26 protein-coding genes and 1 pseudogene are annotated in these 24,572 nt (G+C 71.0%); 22 read left to right on the top strand and 5 right to left on the bottom strand.

The window, feature by feature from the left end; genetic code table 11:
• Positions 1–39 precede the first annotated feature (39 nt).
• The 12 genes and pseudogenes from OG792_RS34045 to OG792_RS33990 form a co-directional block, all read left to right on the top strand.
• Positions 40–600 (top strand): annotated as a pseudogene (locus OG792_RS34045) (flavin reductase family protein); the annotation flags it as partial.
• A gap of 168 nt (positions 601–768) precedes the next feature.
• Positions 769–1,119: a DUF485 domain-containing protein gene (locus OG792_RS34040; RefSeq protein ID WP_329105940.1), complete on the top strand. Its 351-nt coding sequence runs from the start codon at positions 769–771 to the stop codon at positions 1,117–1,119.
• A complete protein-coding gene (locus tag OG792_RS34035; protein ID WP_329105938.1) occupies positions 1,116–2,789 on the top strand; it encodes a solute symporter family protein in 1,674 nt (557 codons plus the stop codon). The genes OG792_RS34040 and OG792_RS34035 overlap by 4 nt, the downstream gene beginning before the upstream one ends.
• A 172-nt stretch (positions 2,790–2,961) precedes the next feature.
• Complete coding sequence (locus tag OG792_RS34030) at positions 2,962–3,939, top strand: NAD-dependent epimerase/dehydratase family protein (RefSeq protein ID WP_329105936.1); 978 nt, start codon at positions 2,962–2,964, stop codon at positions 3,937–3,939.
• Between the two features lie 54 nt (positions 3,940–3,993).
• The gene (locus OG792_RS34025) at positions 3,994–5,283 is read left to right on the top strand and encodes an LCP family protein (RefSeq protein WP_329105934.1); all 1,290 of its coding nucleotides are present in this window, start codon (positions 3,994–3,996) and stop codon (positions 5,281–5,283) included.
• A gap of 143 nt (positions 5,284–5,426) precedes the next feature.
• Entirely contained in the window at positions 5,427–6,626 is a 1,200-nt protein-coding gene (locus tag OG792_RS34020; protein WP_329105932.1) for an LCP family protein, read from the top strand.
• A gap of 110 nt (positions 6,627–6,736) precedes the next feature.
• Positions 6,737–7,819, top strand: a complete 1,083-nt coding sequence (locus OG792_RS34015; protein WP_442932346.1) for an LCP family protein — start codon at positions 6,737–6,739, stop codon at positions 7,817–7,819.
• A gap of 57 nt (positions 7,820–7,876) precedes the next feature.
• Positions 7,877–8,212, top strand: coding sequence for a rhodanese-like domain-containing protein (locus OG792_RS34010; protein ID WP_329105930.1), 336 nt, complete (start codon positions 7,877–7,879; stop codon positions 8,210–8,212).
• 2 nt (positions 8,213–8,214) lie between these two features.
• Positions 8,215–9,012: a glycerophosphodiester phosphodiesterase gene (locus OG792_RS34005; protein WP_329105928.1), complete on the top strand. Its 798-nt coding sequence runs from the start codon at positions 8,215–8,217 to the stop codon at positions 9,010–9,012.
• Positions 9,013–9,130: 118 nt separating this feature from the next.
• On the top strand, positions 9,131–10,591 hold the full coding sequence (locus tag OG792_RS34000) for a sensor histidine kinase (protein ID WP_329105926.1): 1,461 nt from the start codon (positions 9,131–9,133) through the stop codon (positions 10,589–10,591).
• Between the two features lie 43 nt (positions 10,592–10,634).
• A complete protein-coding gene (locus OG792_RS33995) occupies positions 10,635–11,078 on the top strand; it encodes an ATP-binding protein (RefSeq protein WP_329105924.1) in 444 nt (147 codons plus the stop codon).
• Between the two features lie 67 nt (positions 11,079–11,145).
• Complete coding sequence (locus OG792_RS33990; RefSeq protein ID WP_329105922.1) at positions 11,146–12,069, top strand: DUF5926 family protein; 924 nt, start codon at positions 11,146–11,148, stop codon at positions 12,067–12,069.
• Between the two features lie 30 nt (positions 12,070–12,099).
• Here OG792_RS33990 and OG792_RS33985 read toward each other — a convergent pair whose 3' ends face one another.
• Positions 12,100–13,308, bottom strand: coding sequence for an arginine deiminase (locus tag OG792_RS33985; protein WP_329105920.1), 1,209 nt, complete (start codon positions 13,306–13,308; stop codon positions 12,100–12,102).
• A 159-nt stretch (positions 13,309–13,467) separates the two neighbouring features.
• Here OG792_RS33985 and OG792_RS33980 point away from each other — a divergent pair, with 159 nt between their 5' ends.
• The 5 genes from OG792_RS33980 to pheA all read left to right on the top strand — a co-directional run bounded on the left by OG792_RS33980 (position 13,468) and on the right by pheA (position 16,954).
• Entirely contained in the window at positions 13,468–14,205 is a 738-nt protein-coding gene (locus OG792_RS33980) for a hypothetical protein (protein WP_329105918.1), read from the top strand.
• Between the two features lie 182 nt (positions 14,206–14,387).
• Positions 14,388–14,849, top strand: coding sequence for a PAS domain-containing protein (locus tag OG792_RS33975; RefSeq protein WP_329105917.1), 462 nt, complete (start codon positions 14,388–14,390; stop codon positions 14,847–14,849).
• Between the two features lie 75 nt (positions 14,850–14,924).
• Positions 14,925–15,314, top strand: a complete 390-nt coding sequence (locus tag OG792_RS33970) for an ACT domain-containing protein (protein ID WP_329105915.1) — start codon at positions 14,925–14,927, stop codon at positions 15,312–15,314.
• Positions 15,315–15,429: 115 nt separating this feature from the next.
• Positions 15,430–15,987 carry a hypothetical protein gene (locus OG792_RS33965; RefSeq protein WP_329105914.1) on the top strand — a complete coding sequence of 186 codons (558 nt, stop codon included), beginning with the start codon at positions 15,430–15,432 and terminating at the stop codon, positions 15,985–15,987.
• 10 nt (positions 15,988–15,997) lie between these two features.
• Positions 15,998–16,954 carry a prephenate dehydratase gene (gene pheA / locus OG792_RS33960; RefSeq protein WP_329105912.1) on the top strand — a complete coding sequence of 319 codons (957 nt, stop codon included), beginning with the start codon at positions 15,998–16,000 and terminating at the stop codon, positions 16,952–16,954.
• Positions 16,955–17,009: 55 nt separating this feature from the next.
• Here the strand turns inward: pheA and OG792_RS33955 are convergent, their stop codons facing one another.
• From OG792_RS33955 to OG792_RS33945, 3 genes are all read right to left on the bottom strand, one after another.
• Positions 17,010–17,732, bottom strand: a complete 723-nt coding sequence (locus OG792_RS33955; protein WP_329105910.1) for an AIM24 family protein — start codon at positions 17,730–17,732, stop codon at positions 17,010–17,012.
• An 86-nt stretch (positions 17,733–17,818) separates the two neighbouring features.
• On the bottom strand, positions 17,819–18,181 hold the full coding sequence (locus tag OG792_RS33950; RefSeq protein ID WP_329105909.1) for a metallopeptidase family protein: 363 nt from the start codon (positions 18,179–18,181) through the stop codon (positions 17,819–17,821).
• Positions 18,182–18,328: 147 nt separating this feature from the next.
• Positions 18,329–18,760 (bottom strand): OsmC family protein, encoded by a 432-nt coding sequence (locus tag OG792_RS33945; protein WP_329105907.1) that lies wholly within the window; start codon positions 18,758–18,760, stop codon positions 18,329–18,331.
• 148 nt (positions 18,761–18,908) lie between these two features.
• Here OG792_RS33945 and OG792_RS33940 point away from each other — a divergent pair, with 148 nt between their 5' ends.
• The 4 genes from OG792_RS33940 (at position 18,909) to OG792_RS33925 (ending at position 22,854) form a co-directional block, all read left to right on the top strand.
• A complete protein-coding gene (locus tag OG792_RS33940) occupies positions 18,909–19,679 on the top strand; it encodes a hypothetical protein (protein WP_329105905.1) in 771 nt (256 codons plus the stop codon).
• Positions 19,680–19,758: 79 nt separating this feature from the next.
• Positions 19,759–21,018, top strand: a complete 1,260-nt coding sequence (gene serS, locus OG792_RS33935; RefSeq protein ID WP_329105903.1) for a serine--tRNA ligase — start codon at positions 19,759–19,761, stop codon at positions 21,016–21,018.
• Between the two features lie 208 nt (positions 21,019–21,226).
• Positions 21,227–22,048, top strand: a complete 822-nt coding sequence (locus tag OG792_RS33930; RefSeq protein WP_329105901.1) for an HAD family hydrolase — start codon at positions 21,227–21,229, stop codon at positions 22,046–22,048.
• Complete coding sequence (locus tag OG792_RS33925; protein ID WP_329105898.1) at positions 22,048–22,854, top strand: HAD family hydrolase; 807 nt, start codon at positions 22,048–22,050, stop codon at positions 22,852–22,854. Before OG792_RS33930 ends, OG792_RS33925 begins: the two co-directional genes overlap by 1 nt.
• Positions 22,855–22,946: 92 nt before the next feature.
• Here OG792_RS33925 and OG792_RS33920 read toward each other — a convergent pair whose 3' ends face one another.
• A complete protein-coding gene (locus tag OG792_RS33920; protein ID WP_329105896.1) occupies positions 22,947–23,540 on the bottom strand; it encodes a bacterial proteasome activator family protein in 594 nt (197 codons plus the stop codon).
• Positions 23,541–23,679: 139 nt separating this feature from the next.
• On the opposite strand from OG792_RS33920, the gene OG792_RS33915 reads away from it, so the two are divergent.
• The gene (locus OG792_RS33915; RefSeq protein WP_329105894.1) at positions 23,680–24,495 is read left to right on the top strand and encodes an alpha/beta hydrolase family protein; all 816 of its coding nucleotides are present in this window, start codon (positions 23,680–23,682) and stop codon (positions 24,493–24,495) included.
• The last annotated feature ends 77 nt before the right edge of the window (positions 24,496–24,572 follow it).

Genomic DNA, 24,572 nt, shown 5'->3' with positions numbered 1-24,572 from the left:
TGTGCCGGTGAGCGGACAGGGGACCACGGCGAACGGCGGCGGGTGTTTCACGTGAATCCAGAACCGGGCGCCCGGATCCACGACTCCGACCCGTTCGCCACCCCGGACGCCGACCGGTCCCCGGTCCGCCGGATGCGCGGCCGGCTGGCCTCGGCGGTGACCCTCTGGACCGCCGGTGGCGGGACCGGGGACGACCGGAACCCGCCGGCCGGCCTGACCGTCTCCTCGACCGTGATCGCGGACGGCGATCCGGGTCGGCTGCTCGGCCTGGTGGACGAGGAGTCGGAGTTCTGGGCGGCGGTGTCGGTCACCGGGCGGTTCGCGGTCGCCACCCTCGGCCCGGCCCACCGGCAGCTCGCCGACCGGTTCGCCGGCCTCTTCCCCGCGCCGGGCGGACTCTTCGCCACCGGGGAGTGGACCCGAACCGGGTACGGGCCGGTGCCGGCCGACGCCGGGGCGTGGCTGGGCTGCCGGCTGGACGGCTCGCGCGAGTACGGCTGGTCGCTGCTGGTGGAGGCCACCATCGAGGTGGTCGAGGTGGTCGGGGAGAGCGTGCCGATGGTGTACCACCGGGGCCGTTACCGGGGCCTGGCCGGCTGACGACGCGACGTCGGCCGCACCGTTGAGCGACGTGACCGAGGTCACTCGGCGCAGCCAGTAGCCCGTTCGGCGCAGCCGCCCGCAGGGGCCCGTACACCGCTTTCCGGCAGGTCGGCCGGGTCCTTACGGTGCGCGAAATCCCCCACACCTGCGAAGGTGGTGACTCCCATGTCCACGGATGCTCCCGCACCGGCGAGTGCGCCGGATCGGTACGTCGCAGTTCAGCAGTCGGACGAGTTCAGCGGGCTCCGCAAGGCGCTACGCGGTTTCGTCTTCCCGATGACGGTGGCGTTCTTCCTCTGGTACGCGCTCTACGTGATCCTCTCCGCGTACGCCCGCGGTTTCATGAGTACGAAGCTCTTCGGCAGCAACATCAACGTGGCCCTCATCTTCGGGCTGTTGCAGTTCGTCTCCACGTTCCTGATCGCGTGGCTGTACTCCCGCTACGCCGATCGCAAGCTCGACCCGGTCGCGGACAGGATCCGGGCAGAACTCGACCAGGGGGTTGAGTCCCGATGACCGACGTGTTCGCCGCGGCGGCCGGGGACAACACCGCCCGTACGCTCACCATCACGCTGTTCCTGGTCTTCGTCGCGGCCACCCTGGGCATCACCATCTGGGCCAGCCGGCAGACCAAGACCGCCACCGACTTCTACGCCGGTGGCCGCTCGTTCACCGGTTTCCAGAACGGCATGGCGATCGGCGGCGACTACATGTCGGCGGCCTCGTTCCTCGGCATCGCCGGCATCATCGCCCTGTACGGCTACGACGGCTTCCTCTACTCGATCGGCTTCCTGGTCGCGTGGCTGGTCGCCCTGCTGCTGGTGGCCGAACTGCTGCGCAACTCCGGCCGCTACACGATGGCGGACGTGCTGGCGTTCCGGATGCGGCAGCGACCGGTCCGGACCGCCGCCGCGGTCTCCACCATCACCGTGTCGATCTTCTACCTGCTGGCCCAGATGGTCGGCGCGGGCGCACTGGTCGCGCTGCTGCTGGGGATCCGGCCGGGGACGACGTTCCTGGGCATGGACGCCGACGCCGCCAAGATCGCGACCATCATCATGGTCGGCGCCCTCATGATCATCTACGTGACCGTGGGTGGCATGAAGGGCACCACGTACGTGCAGATCGTCAAGGCGTTCCTGCTGATGACCGGCGCGCTGGTGATGACCCTGCTGGTGCTGGCCCACTACAAGTTCAACCTGTCCGCGCTGCTCGGCGACGCGGCGGCATCCTCCGGCAAGGGGGACGCGTTCCTCGAACCCGGCCTGCGGTACGGCGTGGAGGTGGCCGGCAACGCCACCCAGACCTTCTACAACAAGGTCGACCTGCTCTCGCTCGGCATCGCCCTGGTGCTCGGCACCGCCGGGCTGCCGCACATCCTGATCCGCTTCTACACCGTGCCGACCGCGAAGGCGGCCCGCAAGAGCGTGCTCTGGGCGATCGGCATCATCGGCACCTTCTACCTGTTCACCCTGGCCCTCGGCTTCGGCGCGGCAGCCCTGGTGGGCGGGGAGGCGATCACCGCGCAGGACAAGGCCGGCAACACCGCCGCGCCGCAGCTCGCCCAGGCCCTCGGTGCCGACTTCTTCGGCGGCGAACTGGGCGGGGCCACCCTGCTCGCGATCATCGCGGCGGTCGCCTTCGCGACCATCCTCGCCGTGGTCGCCGGCCTCACCCTGGCGTCGTCGTCCAGCCTGGCGCACGACTTCTACGCCAACGTGATCAAGCGCGGCGAGGCGTCGGAGCGGCAGGAGGTCCGGGTCGCCCGGATCTCGGCGTTCGTGATCGGCGCGATCTCGATCGCACTGTCGATCTTCGCGCAGAACCTCAACGTCGCCTTCCTGGTGGCGCTGGCGTTCGCGGTCGCCGCGTCCGGCAACCTGCCGGCCATCCTGTTCAGCCTGTTCTGGAAGCGGTTCAACACCTCCGGCGCGGTCTGGGCGATCTACGGCGGCCTGCTCAGCGCCGTACTGCTGGTGTTCTTCTCCCCGGTCGTCTCCGGGGCGGCCACCTCGATGTTCCCGGACCACGACTGGCAGTGGTTCCCGTTGTCCAACCCGGGCATCATCTCGATCCCGCTCGGCTTCCTGGCCGGCTGGATCGGCACGATCGTGTCCAAGGAGACCGACGACGAGAAGTACGCGGAGCTTGAGGTGCGGGCGCTCACCGGACACGGCGCGCACTGACCCGATCCGGGCAGCATGTTCGGTGCCGGGCGACCTCGGGTTGCCCGGCACCGAACAGCGGTTACCGACCCTGAGCAACCGATCAACGACGCACCGACACAACCGCTGCCGTACGGTCACCCCCCGCCACCCATGACCCACCCGAGATCGGCATCCTGGGTAGGCTGGCGGCATGGTGGTAGCCCAGCGATTCGGACAAGGTCACCGCATACTCGTCACCGGAGGCGCTGGTTTCGTCCCGTCTCACCTGGTAGACGCGCTGATCGCCCGCGGTTGCACGGTTGTCGCGATGGACAACTTCGTCACCGGGTCGAAGGACAACGTCGCCCACCTGATCGAGCACCCCCGGTTCACCCTGGTCGAGGCCGACGTCTCCGAGGGGCTGCCGCAGCACCAGCCGGCGATCGCCGCGCGGTTCGACGCGATCCTGCACCTGGCGTCCCCGGCGAGCCCGACCGACTTCGCCACGCTGCCGATCGAGATCCTGCGGGTCGGTTCCATCGCCACCCTGCACCTGCTCGACCGGGCCGTCGCCGACGGTGCCCGGTTCGTCATGGCCTCCACCTCCGAGGCGTACGGCGACCCGAGGGAGCACCCGCAGCGGGAAACCTACTGGGGCAACGTGAACCCGGTCGGCATCCGGAGCGTCTACGACGAGGCCAAGCGGTTCGCCGAGGCGGCCACCATGGCCTACCACCGCTTCCACGGTCTCGACGCCGGAATCGTCCGGATCTTCAACACGTACGGGCCCAGGATGCGGCCGGACGACGGGCGGGCCATCCCGACCTTCATCACCCAGGCCCTGCGCGGCGAGCCGATCACGGTCCACGGCACCGGCACCCAGACCCGCTCGATCTGCTACGTCGACGACCTGGTCCGCGGCATCCTGATGCTGCTCGACTCGACCGAGACCGGCCCGATCAACTGCGGCACCGAGCACGAGGTGTCCATGACCGAGCTGGCCGAACTGATAGTGACCCTGACCGGGAGCCGTTCCTCGGTGACGTACGTCAACCGGACCGCGGACGACCCGGAGATGCGCCGGCCGGACCTGACCCTGGCCCGCGAGCGGCTGGGCTACGCGCCGACCATCCCGCCGCAGGAGGGGCTCCGTCGTACGATCGAGCACTTCAGTCACCGGTTGGGCTGACACCGGGCGGTTGCTGACCAGCGCCCCTTGGCTTCGCTCCGTACCCTGATGGACATGTCAGCCAGCGCGTCTGCCGGTCCCCTGCCCGTCTCCGTCCACCTGCGTTCGAGTGGTGGCACCGCCGGACGCGGATCCGTTTCCGGATCCGACTCCGGACGCACCGGCCGCACCTACGGCCGGGCCCCGCGCGGGCGGGACCGGGAGTACGCCGCCGTTCCCGGCGGGCCGACCGGACCGAGTGGACCGACCGGACCGAGTGGACCCGGCGGACCCAACGGGCCGGGTGGGCCGACCGGACCCGGTGGACCGGTGCCGCCCGGTGGACCGGTACGACCCGGCCCGCGCCCCCGCTGGGGCCGGATCGCCATGGTGGCCGGTGCCGCCGTACTCGTGCTCGCCCTACTCGCCGCCGGCGGCACCTGGATCTACGTACGCGGCCTGGACAACGACCTGGCCCGGACCGACCCGTTCTCGGAACTCACCGGCGAACGGCCGAAGTCGGTCAACGGCGCGCTCAACATCCTGCTGGTGGGCAGTGACTCGCGCGACCCCGACGCGCCGGTGGACCAGAAGAGCGAATGGCGGGCCGACACGATCATCGTGATGCACATTCCGGCCGACCACAAAGCGGCCTACCTCGTCTCCATTCCCCGCGATCTATACGTACCCATTCCGGACGGAGCCGGGGCGGAGTGCGGCAGCGGAGCGCGAGGGAAGATCAACGGTGCGTTCGCATTCGGCGGCCTGCCGCTGGCCGTACGGACCGTGGAGTGCGTCACCGACGTGCGCATCCACCACGTGATGGCGATCGACTTCGGTGGCTTCAAGGAGGTCACCGACGCGCTCGGCGGGGTGGACCTGACCGTCGAGCAGACCACCACCTCGATCCACAAGCCCTTCCGCAAGTTCAACAAGGGCGTCAACCACATGGACGGCACCGAGGCGCTGGACTGGATCCGGCAGCGCTACCAGTTCCCGGACGGCGACTTCGCCCGGATGCGCCACCAGCAGGAGTTCCTCAAGGCCCTGCTGGACAAGGCGGCCAGCTCCGGCACGCTGACCAACCCGGCGAAGCTGAACTCGTTCCTCAAGTCGGTCACCTCGGCGGTCACCGCCGACCAGGGTTTCTCGGTGGTCGACATGGCGGTCGAGTTCCGCAACCTGCGCGGCGAGAATCTGCACTTCTACACCAGTCCGAACCTGGGCAGCGACACCATCAACGGGGAGTCGGTGGTGGTGTCCAACCGGGAGAAGGCGCTGGCGATGTACCAGGCGATGGCGGCCGACAAGATGGCCGAGTGGGCGCAGGCGAACGGTACGCCGGCAACCCCGGACAGTAACTGAATGGCAGCGGAAACACTCGAATCGAGCCATCGACGGAGATACACGGGGAACAAGACACAGGTTTGAAACGTACGAGACTCGCGCGATTCCGCCCTTGTCCGTACAGTGGGCTCGCCCCCATCGATCCGCGAAGTGGAGCGAGCATGCCGGTTCAAACCAGCCGACGTTCCCCGTCGCCGGACCAGACCGAGCCGCCGGGCCGCACCGGAACCACGGTCGGGAAGTCCACAAGGGGCGGCAAGCGCGCCCGGCGCAAGGATCCGCTCTGGGCCCGGCTCGCATTGATCATGGGCGCGGTCCTGCTGGTGAGCAGCGGCGTCGCGATCGTCGGCAGCAAGGTCGTGATCAACCAGGCCACCAGCGGCATCGAGCAGGAGAACCTGCTCGGTGACGCCGGCAAGAGCGACGCCGAGGGCGGCAAGGACCTTGAGGGTCCGATCAACATGCTGCTGCTCGGCGTGGACGTGCGCGGTGCGTGGGGTCCGGAGAACGTCCGCGCGGACACCATCATCGTGCTGCACATCCCGGCCAGCCACGACCAGGCGTACCTGGTCTCGATCCCCCGCGACACCGAGGTGCAGGTGCCGGCGTCGAAGAAGAGCGGCTGGGGCGGCGGCACGGCGAAGATCAACAGCGCGTTCGAGATCGGCGCCAAGAACGGGGCCGGTTGGGCCGGCGGCGCCCAGATGATGGCGGCGACGATCAAGAACCTGACCGGCATCAGCTTCGACGGTGCCGCGATCATCAACTTCGAGGGCTTCAAGAAGGTCATCGACGCGCTCGGCTCGGTGCATCTCTGTGTCGACCAGGAGGTCACCTCGTACCACATGAAGTGGGTCGACGGTAAGCCGATGTGGAACTCGGACGCCGAGCGGTCCGGCAAGCCGATGAAGCCGATCGTGCACAAGAAGGGCTGCCGGGACATGAAGGGCTGGGAGGCGCTGGACTTCTCCCGCCAGCGTTACGGCCTGAAGAACGGCGACTACGACCGGCAGCAGCACCAGCAGCAACTGATCAAGGCGATGGCCAAGAAGGCGATGGACAGCGGGGTGATCACCAACCCGATCAAGCTGAACGGGCTGGTGAAGTCCGCCGGCGAGGCGTTCGTGCTGGACACCGGCGGTACGCCGGTCGCCGACTTCGTCTTCACCATGCGCGGCGTGGCCGCCAACGACCTGGTCATGCTCCGCACCAACGACGGCCACTTCAACTCCGTCACGGAGGGCGCGGAGGAGCGCGAGGTGCTCAAGCCGATCAGCCTGGAGATGTTCAAGGCGGTCAGGGACGACAAGCTCGCCGACTTCATCGCCGCCAACCCGAACGTGATCTCGACCAAGAAGTGACCGGCGTGACGCTACAAACGCCGCTGGGCGGGTAGCCCGGATCCAGGCCGGACGTGGGAGATGCCCACGCGGCAGGGGTCCGGGAGGCTGTCACGTTCAAATCGAAGCGGGTGACTCGGGATCAGCCGGAGCACCCGGAACGCGAGTCGGATTCGTCACCCTCGGGCGGATCGGGGCGCCGCCGTACGAAGCGGGCACGCCGTACCGCACGTTGGCCCAGATTCCTGCTCGGCCTCGGCATCGTCCTGGTGCTGGTCGCCGTCGGCGCCAGCCTCAGCCTGCACGGTGTGACCCAACGGTACGACCGCAGCCTGGCCAAGGAACTCCTGCTCGATCCGGCCGCCCGCCGGGACGGGGGCACCGGCAACGGTCCGCTCAACTACCTGCTGGTCGGCTCGGACCGGCGGGCCGCCAGCGAGCAGGGCGACCAGCGGGCGGACACGATCCTGATCGCGCACGTCCCGGCCGGGCTGAACCGGGCCTACCTGATCTCCGTACCCCGGGACCTGCTGGTGGAGATACCGCCGTCGCCCGCGAACGCCTACGCCGGCGGATCCGACAAAATCAACTCCGCGTTCCACTACGGCGGCGGCGGACAGCCCGGCGCACGGCTGCTCTCGGCGACCCTGACCCAGGTCACCGGACTTCGGTTCGACGGCGCGGCCCTGATCGACTTCTCCGGCTTCCGCAAGGTCATCGACCTGCTCGGCGGCGTACGGATGTGCGTCGACACCCCGGTCCGGTCGATCCACACCAACACCCAGTTCAACCCCGGCTGTCAGGATATGAACGGGGCGACGGCGCTGGACTACGCCCGCCAGCGCTACGACCTGCCCGCGGGCGACTTCGACCGGCAGCGGCACCAGCAGCAGTTGCTCCGCGCGATCATGGACAAGGCCAGCGCCAGCGACCTGCGTACCAACCCGCTGAAACTCGACCAGGTGATCCGCGCGGTGGGCGCCTCGCTGACCGTGGACACCAACGGCAAACAGACCCAGGACATCCTGTTCGGCCTGCGCGGTCTGCGCCCCGAGGCGATGAAGGGCATCCAGGTGCCGTCCCGCTCCGAGATGATCGGCGACACGTCGTACGTGATGCTGGACGACGGCGCGCCCGGACTCTTCCAGTCGCTGCGCGGTCCCGACCTGGACGGATGGGTACAAGCCAACCCTAAATGGGTGAACAGACTGTAGTGGGGTTCGCCCGCCCGGCCGCGCCGCCCCGACCGTCCGGGCTCTAGGCTGGTGGTCGTGAACGGATCTGGAATCCCCAGCGTGACGGTGTCCGAGGTCGACGACGACGCATACCTGCTCGACGTACGCGAACCCGACGAGTGGGCGGCCGGCCACGCGCCCGGCGCGCACCACCTGCCGATGATGGAGGTGCCGGCCCGCCTCGCCGAGCTCCCCACCGATCGGGACGTGGTAGTGGTCTGCCGGTCCGGCGGCCGCTCCGGTCAGGTCGTCTCCTACCTGCTCGGCAACGGCTGGGACAACGTCCGCAACCTCGACGGCGGCATGCAGCAGTGGGCCGCCTCCGGCCGGCCGGTGAGCAGCGAGAACGGGCAGCCGGCCCGAGTGATCTGAGGATGACCGGACCTCTCGTGTTCGCGCACCGCGGTTCCTCCGCGGTGCTGCCCGAACACACCCTCGCCGCGTACCTGCGGGCGCTCGACGAGGGCGCCGACGGGTTGGAGTGCGACGTCCGGCTGACCCGTGACGGGCACCTGGTCTGCGTACACGACCGGCGGCTGGACCGGACCAGCAACGGCACCGGGCTGGTGAGCACGCGTACCCTCGCCGAGCTGGACCGGCTCGACTTCGGCTCGTGGCACACCGCGCCGACCGGGGAGGACCTGCCGACCGACGTACCGGCCGACCCGTCCCGAACCCGGCTACTCACCCTCGACCGGCTGCTGGCCGCGGTCCGCGCCGCCGGTCGCCCGGTCGAGCTGCTGATCGAGACCAAACACCCGACCAGGTACGGCGCCGACGTCGAGCGCCGGCTGGTCGACCTGCTCCGCCGGCACGGGCTGCTCGACACCGGCCCGAACGCGACCGTACGGGTCACCGTCATGTCGTTCTCGCCGCTGGCCGTACGCCGGGTCCGCGAACTGGCCCCGCGACTGCCCACCGTGCTCCTGCTAGAGGTGCTGCCGCCCTGGCTGCGGATGGGACGGCTGCCGTTCGGAGCCAGGATCGCCGGCCCCGGCATCGGCCTGATCCGGGCCCGTCCCCGGTTGGTGTCGGCGCTGCGCGCGGCCGGCAACCGGGTTTATGTCTGGACGGTCAACGAGCCCGCCGATCTGGATCTGGTCCTCGACTGCGAGGTGGACGGCATCATCACCGACCGCCCGGCGCTGGTCCTGCGCCGGCTGGGTCGCTGACCGGACGACCGGCACTGCGGAAAGCCGACCGGAGCCGGGGGACCGGCACTGCCGAGAGCCGATCGAAGCCGGACGACCGGGACTGCCGAAAGCCGACCGGAGAAGGCAGACTCGGGGCATGCCGGACCGCCCCGATTACCCCGCGCTCGTTGCCGGCCACACCGTCGTCATCGAAATGATCAATTCCGGTGACGCCGCGCTGCCGGTCCTCGGTCACCTGCTCCGGGTCGCCCAGCGGACGGTCGGCGCGGCCGGCATGGCCTTTGTGGAGTACGCCCCCACCAGCGGTCGGATCATCGCCGCGACCGGCGCCGCCGAGTGGGCGCTCGGTCGGCCGGTGCCGCTCGGCGACCCGGCGACCGAACGGCTGCGTCTCGGCGCCAGGGTGCAGGACATGCGGGTCGACGCGCTCTCCTGGGAACTCGCCAACCAGCCCGACGGGTCGGACCTGCGCCGGATGGTGGTCGCGCGGGCGGAGATCGGCGGCGTCATGATCGGCAGCCTGCACGCCCTCTACCCGGACGGGGACGACCACTGCGGCGCGGAGTACCGCAGTGTGCTGACGTACGTCGCCTCCTGCGTCGCGCACATGTACGGCGACCAGGCGGGCCTGCCCGTACACGGGGACGGGCCGGTGGTGGCCGCGCTCGCCGACGGGCTGGCGATCGCCGACCGGGACGGCTTCGTCCGACTCTGGAACCCGGCGGCCGAGCGGATCGTGGGGCGGGTGGCCGCCCAGGTGCTCAACCGGCCGTTGCCGTTCCCGCTGCCGCCGCCGGGACAGGTGCTCGACCACCGGCTGCCCGACGGGCGCTGGCTCAAAATCACCTCGGGCGAGCTGCCCGGCGCCGTCGCGTCCCGGGTGGTCACCTTCCGGGACGTCACCGACCAGTTCCGGCAGGACCACGACACCGACCTGTTCGTCGCGGTCACCAGCCACGAACTCCGTACGCCGGTCACCGTGATCAAGGGGTACGCCGACACGCTCACCGACCACTGGGACTCACTTTCCGAACCGGACCGGCGCCAGGCGGCCCGGGTGATCGGGCAACGGGCCGGCGAACTCGCCCGCCTGGTCGACCGACTGCTCTCGGCGGCCAACGACGCGGGTCCGGTCGGCGGTGGCGCGCCCGTACCGTTCGACCTGGTCGAGGCGCTGCGTGCCGCGGTCGCCGACCTGCCCGCGCACCTGCGCCGCCGGTTCGTCCTCGCACTGCCGGCGGACCTGCCCAAGGCGCTCGGCGACCGGGCCAGCCTGGCCACCGTGCTGACCGAGCTGGCCACCAACTCGGACAAGTACTCGCCCGCCGACTCCCCGGTCGAGCTGCGCGCGGAGGCCGACCGGCACACGGTGGCGTTCCGGGTCAGCGACCGCGGCGTCGGCATCCGTTCCGAGCACGTGGAGCGTGCGTTCGACCGGTTCTGGCAGGGCGAGTCCGGTGACCGGCGGCGCTATCCCGGCGCCGGCCTCGGCCTCTACCTGGTCCGCCGGATCGTCGAGCGACAAAATGGATGGGTTTCCCTGCGACCCCGGGCCGGGGGCGGTACGGTCGCAGAGGTGCGGCTGCCGAGAGGGTGATCCGCGCCGATGGATTCCGGCGGTGTCCCGAGGAGGCACGTCCGTGGTTACGGGGATCGCTGAACGCTCCTGGTGCGTGGTCGTACCGCACGAGGCGAGCGGTGCACGGACGGCCCGGCAGCGGTTGGCCACCGAGCTGTCCGGCGTTATCCCGGCGGAACTGCTGGCCGACGTCGTGGCCGTCCTGGCCGAACTGGTCGGCAACGCGGTCCGGCATGCCGAGCCGCTACCCGGCGGCGTGGTCCGGGTGGCCTGGCGACTGCGCCACGGTCCGGGCACCGACGTGGTCGGAATCCGGGTCACCGACGGCGGGGCGAGCACCTCACCCCGGATCCGGACGGTCGGGCTCGACGCGATCGACGGCCGCGGCCTGCACATAGTGACCGCGCTCACCACCGGCTGGGGGGTCGAACGGGACGGGCTCGGGCAGAGCGTCTGGGCCGAACTCGCCGCCCCCGCCGCGGACCGCCTGGTCGCCCTGCACTGAGCCGATCCGGCCGGTACCGGGCCCGAGCCGACCGGAGTCCGGGCCCGATCCTCTAGGCTGTCTCGCCGTGAGCAAGCGTCGAAAGCAAACCCGGTCCGCGTCCGTTGCCGGTTCGAGCGGCGCCCCGGCCGGCGGCCAGCGGGCGAAGGAGAAGCGGGAGAAGATCCGCGACGTCTTCGTACCCCGGCCGTTCGAGGGGCTCGCCGACGAGGCGGAGTGGATCGCCCTGCGCGAACTCGTACCGGCCGCGTCGGCCCCGCTGCGGCTGCACCCCGACCTGGTCGAGCGGTACGGCGACCGCCCGGTGACGCTCTCCACCGTGCTGCCGATGGCCTGGCCGGCGATGACCAAGCCGGATGGTCGGGTCTTCATCGGCCTGCAACGCCACGACCAGTCCGGTGATGTCTCCCGCGACCTCGCCGTGGCGCTGCTCGCCGCCCTGGACGCCGAACCCGGCAAGCAGGTGTCGGTGCCGCCGCTGCCCGGCATCGGGCCCCGGTTGCAGGACCTGCTGGTGACCGACCGGCTCGACATCACCATGCACGACGGCTTCGACTTCTGGCTGGACCCCGACGCCACCGACGACCCGACGGTGCAGGCGTCGCTGGAGCGGGCGAACGCCTCGATCTACCCGACCGTACGGCTGGCCGCCGCGCCCGCCGCGTACTGGTGTCGGGTGCCGGAGAAGAGCCACGTGCGCTGGGTGCTGCCCGACGACGAGGATCCCGCGCTCGACGCCCTGTCCCGGCTCAGCGCGGCCGGTGAGCTGACCCTCGGCGAGGGCACCCGGTTCGCCGGCATGTTCCGGGCCCACGGCCGGCTCGTCCCGGTCTGGGACCTGCCCCGCAACCCGGAGGCGGACGAGTGGGAGGCCCCGCTGGCCGACTTCGCCAAGCGGTACGCGGGCGCGCTCGCCGACCCGGCACCGCTGGACGGCGCCGCCCGCCGCGCCCGCCAGGGGCTGGTCGGCCGGCAACTGACCCTGCGCTGACGATCCGCTCCTCGATCCGGGGCGGCGCGGTTACCGGAGCGGGTCGCGGACCAGCGGGCACGACATGCAGCGCGGGCCACCCCGGCCCGAGCCGAGTTCCGAACCGGCGATCCGGATCACCTCGATCCCGGCCCGCTCCAACTGCGCGTTCGTCTCCACGTTGCGCTCGTACGCGACGCAGAGCCGGGGTGCCAGGGCCAGGGTGTTGTTGCCGTCGTCCCACTGTTCCCGTTCGGCGGTGACCGGGTCGAGTCCGGTGTCGATGACCCGCAGCGTGTCCAGGTCCATCGCGTCGGCCGCCGCCCGCAGGAACGACGCCGGGCCGTCGACCTGCGGCTCGCCGTCGGGGCCGGCGACCACGGTGTACGCCGTGAGGGTGTCGGCGACGTTGGCGTACATCAGCACGGTGTCGACGTCGACCATGGTGCAGACGGTGTCCAGGTGCATGGTGGCGCGTTCCTGCGCGATCGGCACCACCAGGACGGTGTGCGCCAGCTCGGCGGCGAAGACCCGGCGGGCCAGCCGTTCGGCACCGGCCGGGGTGGTCCGCTCACCGACACCGACCGCGATCACGCCGGGGGCGAGCAGCAGCACGTCGCCGCCCTCGATCCGCTCCAGACCGGGCTGGTAGACGAACGGCGTACCGCCGAAGCGGGGGTGGTGCCGGTAGATCGCGTCGGTCAGCGAGGTCTCCCGCTGCCGGGCCGGCATGGTGAGACTGGTCACGGCGGCATGGTCTCTGATCCAGGTTGATGAATCTCTGGTGAAGAGAAGATTGGGCAACGGGTCGATGACGAAGTCGTGCCGGTCGAGCAACGTGTAGACCAACCCGCCGGGCCGGTCCCAACTCGTACGGAGCTCCTCGTGCGCGAGCCCGGCGATGAGTACGCCGGCGAGCGCGGCCGGGTCGAGGTAGGTCAGATGGTCCGCGACCCGCCGCCGCAGCGTCTCACCGAGCCGGGGGTCGGCGAGCACCTGTTCGGTCAGTTCGGCTCGGGCGTCGGACAGGGCCAGCGTCTCGGCCAGCAGGTTTCCCAGGTACAGCACCTCGACCCCACGGGACGCGAGCGCGGCGGCGAAGGCGTCGTGCTCCTCCTGGGCCCGTCCAACCCATGGGATGGCGTCGAAGAGCAGCGAGCCGTTGTTCCGGGGCGTGAGCCGGGCGAGTTCGCCGCCGGGGCGGTGCAGCAGCACCGTACGAAGACGGCCTACCTCACTGTCGACGTAGTGTGTCACCATCGAAGCGTAGGGCAGGACTTGTCACCATCCGGGAAAACGGGCTGGGCATGAATATGGCATTCATCCATACTCACTCAGCGGTTCGCCTTGCCGAACCACCGGTGTGGCCACGTACGGTAGTGAAGACATAACCCGAGGGACCTTTTGCCGGAGGTCACGATGACTGTGTTTCCTGCGCGCCGCGCGGTTTCGACCGCTCGGGCCCTACCCGCTCCGCCACCCAACGGGCCGTCCGCGGAGCTCGAAGCAGCCCGACCCACCCCATTGGACTGGGCCCGCCGTCGCCGCGCCGAACGCGACGCCCGCCGGGTCGAGGCGGCCGGCGCACGCGCACTCAACCAGCTCGACCACCTCGGTCCCTCGTGGCACGTGATCGACGTACCGCGGGCCGACATGTCCGGGTCGAACCCGGTCCTGGACCGCGGCGCCCGCGACGACCGGGCCAGCTTCCTCGCCATCGGACCCAGCGGGCTGTTCGCGGTCACCATCGCCGACCACGGCCGGGCCCGCGTCATGATCGCCGGTGACGTGGTCCAGATCAACGGCAAGCGCCCGAACTACGTCGCCGAGGCACGCCGGGACGCCAAGCGGGCGAGCAAGGCGCTCTCCACCGCGGTCGGCCTGAACATCCCCGTCACCCCGGTGCTCACCTTCGTCGGCTCCGGCGTGATCAGCGTCTACGGCCTGCCGAAGGAGTGTCTGGTCGCGACCCACCGCGAACTGGACCGCCTCCTGGTGGCCGGCGGGGCCAAGATCAGCGCCGCCACCGCCGAAAAACTGTCCCAGGTCGCGCAGGCGCCTTCCACCTGGTTGAACGGCCCGTACCGGTCGGCCGCGGACTACCGTTGGTACGAGGACGGCCGAACGGCCGCTGACAAGCGGGCCAGCCACCGGTAACGTCACGAGCCAGCGTCACCTATCGGGGCGAGAGTCCGCTTTCGCCCCCGTGGCATCGCTGGGCCCTGCCCGGGGCCGGGTGCTGTCATGGCTGGCCGTTGCGACGACCCCACCGGGGGTGAGCACCGAACCGTCGCGATCGGCTAGCGTGGGTCCGACCGGTGGAGTGCATAGGAGGCGCGGTGGCCCACGTCGAACTCTCACTCACCGAGGCGTTCGTGTCACCTGCCGACGACACCTCGACGGGTCACGAGTCCGACAGCTTCAACCACTGGTCCGCCAGTGTTTCAAGAGCCGCCGAGCCGTGCCTGCTCATCGACCTGCGTACGACCATCACCGCCATCTCCGACTCCTGCTGCGCACTGCTCGGCCTGAGCGCGCCCGCGAAGGTGGTGGGCCACCCGCTGCTCGACGGTGAACTGCGACTGCTCGACTTCACCGCCGCCCGTGGCGAGCTGCACGAGCAGGAGGTCGACAAGATCCCGCCGCTGCTCGCGCTCAGCTCCGGCCGGCTCACCCGCGGCCTGCTCCGCGTGCAGGCCGGCACCGGCCCGACAACCGACGCCACGGTGGACGCGATCTCGACGCCGTTGCTGGTCGCGGGTGCGGTCGCCGGATCCCTCACCTTCTTCGCCAAGATCTGACCGCCCGACCCACTGTGTCAATCACCGCACGGTAAGGAGTTGGGCGGCCGACCAGGCTCACCGTAAGGTTCCCTCATGTTGGATATCGCTCTGCTTCCGGAGGAATACGCGGTGTGCCGGCTGCCGGCCGGCTCGTCGCTCCCCGCCGGCCTGCTGAGCGGTTCGGCCGAGTCCGGCGTGCTGTCGGTGACCTGGACCGCCGACGAGGTGTCGATCATCTGCCGGGCCGACCGGGCGCCGGTCGAGGCCACCGTCGAAACCCCGTGGCGCTGCCTGCGGGTCGCCGGCCCGCTCGACATGGCGCTGACCGGGGTCCTGGCGTCGCTGGTCGTACCGCTCGCCGACGCGCGGGTCAACATCTTCGCGTTCTCGACCTACGACACCGACTACCTGATGGTTCCGGCGGTCCGGCTCGCCGAGGCTCTGGCCACCCTGACCCACGCCGGGCACCGGGTCTCCGGCTGAGCCTCTACCTACGCCCGGTTTCAGGCAATACCATGGGGCCCGGTCAACTGATCGGCTTTTCCGCCCCGGCGCAAGGAATCGGCCCGTGCTCCGCGCACCATCCTTACCCACCACAGTGGCCCGCCGGCTGCTCGCCGGCGGCCTGCTCGTCGGTTGCCTCGCCCCGGCCGGCTGCGGCACCCCGCCTGAACTCCGCAAGCCACCCGGCAGTGACCTACCGTCGCCCACCGCACATCCGAGCCCGACGAGCACGCCGGCCGGACCCGGAACCCGTACTCCGACGTCCGGCCTCCCGTTGAGCCCCACGCCGCTGTTCGGCGAGAACACCGCCGTCGCGTGCCAGGGGAAACCCACCGCCGACCAGGTGGTCGCCCTGCTCCGCCGCTCGTCCACCGGAATCCCGCGCGGGGTCGGTCTGACCGTCCCGGCACCCGGCCCACTCTGCGCCGGCGACTGGCAGTACACCGTGATCCAGGTCGGCGACCGGGGCCCCTGGCAGGTCGTATCCAAGGGACCGGCCACCGCGCTGACCCTGGTCACCGCCGGCACCGACGTGTGCAGCATCCCGGTGCGTACGGGCGCACCCGCCGGCATCCGGACCGCCGCCTGCGAAACCCCGCCACCCGTCGGCATCGGCGGGTACACCACTGCACCGCCCACCACGGGTGCGTAGGCTGGACCGCATGCCCGGCATACCGCCGACCCGGTTCGTCTATCTCGGCCCCGAGGGGACCTTCGCCGAGCAGGCGCTGCGTACCCTGCCCGCCGCCGAGCGGAGCAGCCGTACGCCGTCGCGCAGCGTGCCGGAGGCGCTCGACGCGGTCCGCCACGACGACGCGGACGCGGCGCTGGTGCCCCTGGAGAACTCGATCGGTGGCGCGGTCGGGGTCACCTTCGACGAGATGGTCGACGGCGAACCCCTGATGATCGCCCGCGAGGTGGTGCTGCCGGTCGAGTTCGTGCTGGCCGCCCGGCCGGACCGGACGCTGGCCGAGATCCGTACGGTGGCCGCCCATCCGCAGGCGTCCACCCAGTGCCGGGGTTGGCTGCGGGAGCAACTCCCGAACGCCACCGTGGTCGACGTGCTCTCCAACGGGGCCGCCGCCGCGGCCGCCGCGGCCGGCGAACATGACGCCGCCATCTGCGCACCGATCGGGGTGACCCGGCAGCGGCTGGCCGTACTGGCCGAGAAGATCGCCGACCACGGCGACGCGGTCACCCGGTTCGTGCTGGTCACCCGGCCGGCGACCCCGCCGCCGCCGACCGGCGACGACGTGACCTCGCTGGCCGTGTTCATCGCCCACGACCGGGTCGGCGCGCTGTTGGCGGTGCTGATGGAACTCGCCGTACGCGGGGTGAACCTCACCCGGATCGAGTCCCGCCCGACCGGCGAGGCCCTGGGCCGCTACGTCTTCTTTCTCGACTGCACCGGGCACGTCGCCGACGACCGGGTCGGCGAGGCGCTGCGCGGGCTACGCCGGATCTGCGCCGAGGTCCGGTTCCTCGGCTCCTATCCCCGGCACCGGTGGGGCGTGGCGCCGCACGAACGGCCGGTACCGGCGCCGCCGGGCCTGACCGACGCCGACTACGCCGACGCGACCGCGTGGCTGACCCGGCTGCGCACCGGCGACATCGGCTGACCGTACGGCGGGGCGACCGTTGCCACGGCCACCCCGCACGACCCCGGTCACCGGGTCAGCTCAGCAGTCCGCCCAGCAGACCGCCCTGCTGTTCCTGCTGGCCACTGCCCTGCACCGGCGGCTCCTCCGACGGCTGGACGACCACGAAGCCCTGGCCGGCGAAGCTCATCGTGAACGCTTCCCCGGTGCGGCGTCCGAGCAGGGTGCCGAGCCCGAGCTGCTCGGCCCGGTGGTAGCCGGTTTGCAGGCTCGCCGACCAGCAGACCGCCGCCTGCGGGTCGACGTAGGTCGGCTGGTCGACGTTGAGCACCACCGGGGTCCCCTTGGTGGTGATCGCGATCCGGCCGTAGCCGGTGAACACGCAGTTGAACAGGCCGGACGACGAGGCCATGCCGGCGCCGCCGACCATCTTGATGTCGTACTGGAGGCTGGAGTCGAAGGCCAGCACGCTGGAGCCGTTGATCGACAACGCGTCGCCCGGCTCCAGGTCGATCAGGTGTACGTCGCTGGCGTAGTCGGCGAGGAAGACGTCGCCCCGGCCGGTGACCTTCATCAGCGGCACACCCTCGCCGGTGAGCTTCTGCTTGAGGAACTTGCCGATGCCGCCGGAGCCGAGTGCCTGGAACTGCACCTGCCCCTGGTACGCCACCATCGAGCCGACGCGGGCCATTGCCTCGCCGTTCAGCTCGATCTTCAGCATCTTGGAGTTTTGCAGCCGCAGGCCGGGCTGGTCGGACTCCTTCTCCAGATTCTCTGCCGAGAACAGCGCGCTGCGCATGGGTGTTCCTCCTGGTAGGGGTTGTGGCCCGAGGGTAGGCACCGGACGCAACAACGGGTACCACCCGAACGGCGGACCGGGCCCGCTCAGCCCCAGCCGAGAGCGTGCAGGCGCTCGTCGTCGATGCCGAAGTGGTGCGCGATCTCGTGCACGACGGTGACCGCGATCTCCTCGACCACCTCGTCGTCATCGTGGCAGATGCGCAGGATCGGGTAGCGGTAGATGAAGATCCGGTCCGGCAGGACGCCCGCGTAGTCCCAGCCCCGGCTGGTCAGCGCGTGGCCCTCGTAGAGGCCGAGCAGCTCGGGACCGTCCGGGGGCGAGTGGTCCTCGACCAGGATCACGACGTTGCTCATCAGCCGGAGCAGCTCCGCGGGCACCTCGTCCAGTGCCTCGCCGACCAGCTCCTCGAAACGCTCGCGGCTCATCTCGACCGGCACGCTCACCATTGTGCCCGATCAGCGGAGGCGCGGCCGGGGCGTCGGACGTCCGGTACGGGTGAGCGCGGTGCTCCGGCGGCCGTACCGCCGGTCTGCCGGCGCGTACGGGTGGTGCCGTGAACACCGCGCTCGGCGGCTCGGATCAGCTGGTGCTGGTCAGGCGGAGAGGCTGGCGACCAGGGAGATCTCGGCGCCCGGAGAGAGCAGCCGGGAGATCGGGCAGTTCGCCTTGGCGCCCTCGGCCAGCTTCTGGAACTCGGCCTCGTCGATGCCCGGGACGTCCCCGACGGTTTCGAGGTCGATCCGGGTGACGGCGAAACCCGCGTCGGTCTTGTCGAGGTGGACCTTTGCCGTGGTCTCCACCGAGGTGGGGGTGAAGCCGGCGTCGGCCAGGCCCTTCGAGAAGGCCATCGAGAAGCAGCCGGCGTGAGCCGCGCCGATCAGCTCCTCCGGGTTGGTCCCCTCGCCCTCCTGGAACCGGGACTGGAATGAGTAGTTCCCTTCGAGTCCGCCGTTGCCGGTGCGGATCGTGCCGGAACCTTCGGTCAGGTTGCCCTGCCAGCGGGCGGAAGCGGTACGGATAGGCATGCCCACGACGCTAGTGCAAAGCGGCCGACGAAGCGACGAAGCGGGGCGGGACCATGGACACAGTGTGCCGGCGGCGTTTCCCGGGCGGGCTCAGGAAGCTGTGTCATGATGCCGCTGAGGACCGCGCTTACCCGGAAAGGGCTCGGCCATGTCCCAGGATTACCCGATTCCCCGGCAGGATTCCCGGTCGGACGGCGTCGCCACGGTGGAGTGGGGCGACCAGGACGAACCCCGCCGACCCGGTCGCCGTGGCGACCTGTTGGCCCGACTCGGTCGCGACCCCCGGCTGGTGCCGGTGGTCGCCGGGATCGGCGCGGTCGCGATCTTCGCCTCGCTGGTCGGCGAGTGGACGATCATGCTGGCGCCCAACTTCGGCCCGGACGGCGGCACCGTCGGCCGGACCCCGATCGGCGTCTCCGACTCGACGAACTTCGGCAGCGCGTACCTGTTCGGGATCTTCGGCATCGTTGGCTGCCTGGCCCTGGTGATCTTCGGCACGGCCGCCGTCCGGCGCAACGTACGGGTGCTCGGCCTGGCCCTCACCGGTACGGTGCTCGCCGTACTCGTCGCGGCCTCGCTGACCCTGGACGACGTCTCCCGGCTCGGGCTGGGCGAGGACACCGGCCTGCGCATCGAGTACGGCCGCGGCCTGGTGATGGCGTACGTCGGCACGGCGGTGCTCGGGCTCGCCCTGTATCTCGCCGGGCGGCTGGTCGGACCCGATCCGGTGCCAACCGGATCATCGGCGACCGGGGTGGACGGGGTCGGGTCGGCGGAGTCGGCGCCGGAAGCGGCCTTCTCCTGGCGTCGCCCGATGGGCAGCGGTGGGCCGGACGACGAGTTGGACGAAGCGCCGCGCGACCTGACGGTCGGCCCGACCACCCCGTTCGCCTCGCCCGAACAACCGGACGCCCGCTGACCACCGCTTCGCCCCGACCGGCCCCGCGCCGAGATATCGCGGTGAAGGAGTCCGGCACTTCCCGGTAGGCTCACTTCCCGTGATTGACCTGCGTCTGCTTCGCGACGAACCGGAAACCGTCCGTGCCAGCCAGCGTGCCCGTGGCGAGTCCGAGTCGGTCGTCGACGACCTGCTCCGCGCCGACGAGCAGCGGCGGGCCGCGGTCGGCCGCTTCGAGGCACTGCGGGCCGAGCAGAAGCAGCTCGGCAAGCAGATGCCCAGGGCCACCGGGGACGAGCGGACCGCGCTGCTGGCGCGTACGAAAGAGCTTTCCCCCGAGGTGAAGGCGGCCGAGGCGGCCGTCACGGACGCCGAGGCGGCCCTACACCGGGCGCAGTTCGCGGTTCCGAACGTGGTCCAGCAGGGCGCACCGCCCGGCGGCGAGGACGACTACGTCGTGCTGCGCGAGGTCGGCGAGCGGCCGGCGATCGACAACCCCCGCGACCACCTCGAAATCGGGGAGGCGTTGCGGGCGATCGACATGGAACGCGGCGCCAAGGTCTCGGGCAGCCGGTTCTACTTCCTGACCGGGGTGGGAGCGCTGCTCCAGCTCGGCATGCTCCAGCTCGCCATCGCCCAGGCGGTCGAGTACGGCTTCATCCCGGCCATCACCCCGGCGCTGGTCAAGCCGGAGTCGATGGAGGGCACCGGCTTCCTCGGCGCGCACGCCAGCGAGGTCTACCGGCTCGACGCCGACGACATCTTCCTGGTCGGCACGAGCGAGGTGCCGCTGGCCGCGTACCACTCGGAGGAGATCCTGAAGCTGGACGACGAGCCGCTGCGCTACGCCGGCTGGTCGTCCTGCTTCCGCCGGGAGGCCGGCTCGTACGGCAAGGACACCCGCGGCATCATGCGGGTGCACCAGTTCGACAAGGTCGAGATGTTCTCCTACTGCCGGCCCGAGCAGGCCGCCGACGAGCACCTGCGGCTGCTGGCCTGGGAAGAGGAGATGCTGGCCAAGGTCGAGATCCCGTACCGGGTGATCGACGTGGCCGCCGGCGACCTCGGGTCGAGCGCCGCCCGCAAGTTCGACTGCGAGGCGTGGGTGCCCTCGCAGGGGCGCTACCGGGAGGTCACCTCGACCTCGAACTGCACCAGCTTCCAGGCCCGGCGGTTGCACGTCCGCTACCGGGACGCGGACGGCAAGCCGCAGTTCGCCGCCACGCTCAACGGCACGCTCGCGACCACCCGGTGGCTGGTGCCGATCCTGGAGAACCACCAGCAACCGGACGGTTCGGTACGGGTCCCCAAGGCCCTCCAGCCGTACCTCGGCGGCCGGGACGTGCTCGAACCAAGCTGATCCGGGCAGCGGAGACGGGTGCCGGGCGGCCGGCTCGGCCATCCGGCACCTGCACGCTGGTACGGGAGTATTAGCGCGGAAGTCATGGGCACGTAGCACGGCGTGAGATACGGTTGCTCCCCCGTCGCCACGGACAGACCCCTGGAACTGGGCGAATCCCGCCAGTTCGACCGGGTCGGCGGAGGTGGCGGGGCCGAGGAGGAATCTCATGCCGCGACCCGGACTACCCAAGCTGGTGGCCACCGACCTGGACGGCACCCTGGTACGCAGTGACGACACCGTCTCGGCGTTCACCCACGAGGTGCTCGACCGGGTACGCGCCGCCGGTATCCCGGTGGTCGGCGCGACCGGCCGGGGCCCACGCCTGGCCGAGCTGAGCCGAAACGACATCAGAGCGGCCGACTTCCTGGTGATGGCCGGCGGCGGCTGGGTGGTGGACCAGACCGACCCGCTCGGGCCGGTGGTGCTGCGCGACGAACGGCTGCCCGGCGGCGTCCTGGCCGCCCTGCTCGGCACCCTGGAGGCCGAGGTCGGCCCGCTCACCGTGATGGTCGAGGCGCTGGACACCGTGGACGCGCCGCTGTGGGGCGACTACGACCCGACCTGGCCGTACCCGGAGCGGTTCGAGTCCCGGTCCCGGCTGGACTGCTGCGCCAGCGACGTGATCAAGGCGTTCGCGCGTACGCCGGGGCACGACGTGGACGCGCTGCTCGACGCCGCCCGCCGGATCGTGCCGCCGGAGCAGGCCACGATCACCCAGGCCGGGCAGGGCTTCATCGAGATCAGCCCGCCCGGGGTGGACAAGGCCACCGGGTTGGCCGTGGTGGCCGAACGACTCGGAGTCGACCCGGCCGAGGTGCTGGTCTTCGGCGACATGCCCAACGACCTGCCGATGTTCGAGTGGGCCGGCTGGGGCCGGGTGGCGGTCTCCAACGCCCACCCGACGGTCCGGTCGATCGCCGACGAGGTCACCCTGCGCAACGACGACGACGGGGTCGCGGTCTACCTGGACCGGCTACTGTCGCACTGATGGATCAACCGCCCCGCCTGATCGCCACCGACCTGGACGGCACCCTGCTGCGCGGGGACCGGACGGTCAGCGTACGGACCGCCGACTCGCTCGCCCGCAGCACGGCGGCGGGGGCGCGGGTCGTACTCGTCACCGGTCGGCCGATCCGCTGGCTGAACGGGGTGTACGAGCAGCTGAGGGGCACCGTACCGGCGGTCTGCGCCAACGGGGCGGTGGTGTACGACCCGGTCGAGGACGTCGTGTTACGGGCGGATCCGCTCGCCCCGGACCTGCTCGCCGAGGTGGCCCGCCGGCTCCGGGCGGAGGTGCCCGGCGTACGGCTCGCGGTCGAGGTCACCGACGGGCGACAGATGCGGCACGAGGTCGACTGGCCGTTGCGCTGGGACGGCGACATGAAGGACATCCGGAGCATCGAGTCGCCGGAGGAGCTGTTCTCCGTACCGGCGGTCAAGCTGCTCGCCCGCGCCGGCACCCAGGATCCGGACGTGTTCGTCAAGGTGGTGGCCGGGGCCGTGGCCGGGCTGGCCGAGGCGACGCACTCGTCCAACTCGGGGCTGGTCGAGATCTCCGCGGCCGGGGTGACCAAGGCGGCCGGGCTGGCCTGGCTCTGCGCGCGGTACGGGGTGAGCGCGGACCAGGTCGTGGCGTTCGGTGACATGCCGAACGATCTGCCGATGTTGGCCTGGGCGGGGCGGGCGGTGGCGGTGGCGAACGCTCATCCTTCGGTGTTGTCGGTTGCGGATGTGGTGGTGGGGTCGAATGAGGAGGACGGGGTGGCTTCGTACCTCGACCGGTTGTTCCTGTAGCGGGGTCGGGGATTTGGGGCGGCGTGCGGTGCGCGAGTCGGTCGCGGTGGCGTGGCAGCAGATGGTGCGGCTGCGGTGCGGCGTGGGCTGGGTCAGAGGTACTGGCCGGTGTTGGGGTTTTCGGTGGGTTGGCCGGGGGTGCCGGGGATGAGGCCGGGGCCCTGGGGGCCGCTGGGCAGGGCCGGGCGGCCGCCGCGCATCTGCTCCAGTTGCAGTCGGGCGGCCATCTGCTGGGCCACCAGGGCGGCCTGGATGCCGTGGAAGAGTCCTTCCAGCCAGCCGACGAGCTGGGCCTGGGCGACCCGGAGTTCGCCCTCGCTCGGGGTCACGCCCTCCTCGAACGGGAGGGAGAGGCGCTCCAGCTCGTCGCGCAGCTCGGGGGCGAGACCGTCCTCCAGCTCGACGATGGAGCGCTGGTGGATCTCACGCAGGCGGTGCCGGCTCGCCTCGTCCAGCGGAGCGGCCTTGACCTCCTCCAACAGCTGCTTGATCATGCTGCCGATCCGCATCACCTTCGCCGGCTGCTCGATCAGGCTGCCCGGATCCTCGCCCTGCGCGTTCCCACCGCCCGGTAGTGCGCCGACCGGCTGGCCGTCCGGGCCGACCACCACCACGGTGCCGGGACGGCCGGCCTCCGGGCGACTCGACTCGTCATTCTCGTTCGCGGAGCGCGCGGCATCGGTCATGACCCCATTTTCGCGCAGTGGGAGGGCCGGCCGCTCGCCGGGACCGGTTTCAGCCAGTCCGGAGGGCGGCCGCTCGCCGGGACCGGTTTCACACGGTCCGGAGGGCGGTCGCTCGCCGGGACCGGGATACCGTCTGGCCGTGCTTCCCGATCCCCGCGCGGTGCTCAGCCGCGCCGCGCCCGTACCCGATGCCACGGTTCGCTATGGCGACGGGCCGGACCAGGTCGCCGACGTACGCCTGCCGGCTGCCCTCGGTGGCCCGGCGCGGCCGTTGGTGGTGGTGATCCACGGCGGGTTCTGGCGGTCCGAGTACGACCGGGGGCACACCTCGCCGTTGGCCGCTGATCTGGCCGCTCGGGGGTATCCGGTGGCTCAGTTGGAGTACCGGCGGACCGGGCAGGTGGGTGGGGGTTGGCCGGGGACGCTGGCGGACGCGGTGGCGGGGGTGACCGCGTTGCCGGGGCTGGTGGCCGGGGTGCTGGCGGCGGCCGACCGCCCGGCGGGGGCGGCCGGGAGCGGGCCCGCGGTGGGGGCGCCGCTGCTGGTGGGGCACTCGGCCGGGGGGCAGCTCGCGCTGTACTGCGCGCGGTCGGTGCCGGAGCGGGTGGGCGGGGTGCTGGCGTTGGCGCCGGTGAGCGATCTGGCGGAGGCGTACCGGCTCGATCTCGACGGGGGTGCGGTGGCGGAGTTGCTGGGCGGGGGTCCGGCGGAGTTCCCGGAGCGGTACGCCGCCGCCGACCCGCGCCAACACGTGCCACTTCAGTCACGTACGGTAGTGATCCATGGCGGTCTCGACCAGCAGGTACCGGCCGGGATGAGCCGGCGGTACGCGGCGGTCGCCGGGCCGAACTGCCGGTTGATCGAGCTACCTGATTGCGAGCATTTCGGTCTCATCGATCCCGAATCGGCCGCCTGGCCGACCGTGACCGCCGCGCTGCGTTCACTTCACCGGTGACGTCTCATTCCCTGAACGGATGATCCACCGCCATTGACGCAGCGTCGCCAACCCGGTAGAACGCGGAGGGGCTGTCG

It is taken from the genome of Micromonospora sp. NBC_01699 (assembly GCF_036250065.1).
Classification (GTDB): domain Bacteria; phylum Actinomycetota; class Actinomycetes; order Mycobacteriales; family Micromonosporaceae; genus Micromonospora_G.
The sequence above is the reverse complement of the archived record's forward strand: the minus strand, read 5'-3'. Positions and strand labels throughout refer to the sequence as shown.

Bases quoted from the DNA above. Each gene is read 5' to 3' on its own strand.
- OG792_RS33970 (WP_329105915.1), top strand. From the start codon at position 14,925: ATGTTGGATATCGCTCTGCTTCCGGAGGAATACGCGGTGTGCCGGCTG.
- OG792_RS33945 (WP_329105907.1), bottom strand. From the start codon at position 18,760: ATGCCTATCCGTACCGCTTCCGCCCGCTGGCAGGGCAACCTGACCGAA.
- OG792_RS33925 (WP_329105898.1), top strand. From the start codon at position 22,048: ATGGATCAACCGCCCCGCCTGATCGCCACCGACCTGGACGGCACCCTG.
- OG792_RS34040 (WP_329105940.1), top strand. From the start codon at position 769: ATGTCCACGGATGCTCCCGCACCGGCGAGTGCGCCGGATCGGTACGTC.
- OG792_RS33950 (WP_329105909.1), bottom strand. From the start codon at position 18,181: ATGGTGAGCGTGCCGGTCGAGATGAGCCGCGAGCGTTTCGAGGAGCTG.
- OG792_RS33980 (WP_329105918.1), top strand. From the start codon at position 13,468: ATGACTGTGTTTCCTGCGCGCCGCGCGGTTTCGACCGCTCGGGCCCTA.
- OG792_RS33940 (WP_329105905.1), top strand. From the start codon at position 18,909: ATGTCCCAGGATTACCCGATTCCCCGGCAGGATTCCCGGTCGGACGGC.
- OG792_RS34005 (WP_329105928.1), top strand. From the start codon at position 8,215: ATGACCGGACCTCTCGTGTTCGCGCACCGCGGTTCCTCCGCGGTGCTG.
- OG792_RS34000 (WP_329105926.1), top strand. From the start codon at position 9,131: ATGCCGGACCGCCCCGATTACCCCGCGCTCGTTGCCGGCCACACCGTC.
- pheA (WP_329105912.1), top strand. From the start codon at position 15,998: ATGCCCGGCATACCGCCGACCCGGTTCGTCTATCTCGGCCCCGAGGGG.
- OG792_RS33985 (WP_329105920.1), bottom strand. From the start codon at position 13,308: ATGGTGACACACTACGTCGACAGTGAGGTAGGCCGTCTTCGTACGGTG.
- OG792_RS34025 (WP_329105934.1), top strand. From the start codon at position 3,994: ATGTCAGCCAGCGCGTCTGCCGGTCCCCTGCCCGTCTCCGTCCACCTG.
- OG792_RS33955 (WP_329105910.1), bottom strand. From the start codon at position 17,732: ATGCGCAGCGCGCTGTTCTCGGCAGAGAATCTGGAGAAGGAGTCCGAC.
- OG792_RS34035 (WP_329105938.1), top strand. From the start codon at position 1,116: ATGACCGACGTGTTCGCCGCGGCGGCCGGGGACAACACCGCCCGTACG.
- OG792_RS33930 (WP_329105901.1), top strand. From the start codon at position 21,227: ATGCCGCGACCCGGACTACCCAAGCTGGTGGCCACCGACCTGGACGGC.
- OG792_RS33920 (WP_329105896.1), bottom strand. From the start codon at position 23,540: ATGACCGATGCCGCGCGCTCCGCGAACGAGAATGACGAGTCGAGTCGC.
- OG792_RS34030 (WP_329105936.1), top strand. From the start codon at position 2,962: ATGGTGGTAGCCCAGCGATTCGGACAAGGTCACCGCATACTCGTCACC.
- OG792_RS34020 (WP_329105932.1), top strand. From the start codon at position 5,427: ATGCCGGTTCAAACCAGCCGACGTTCCCCGTCGCCGGACCAGACCGAG.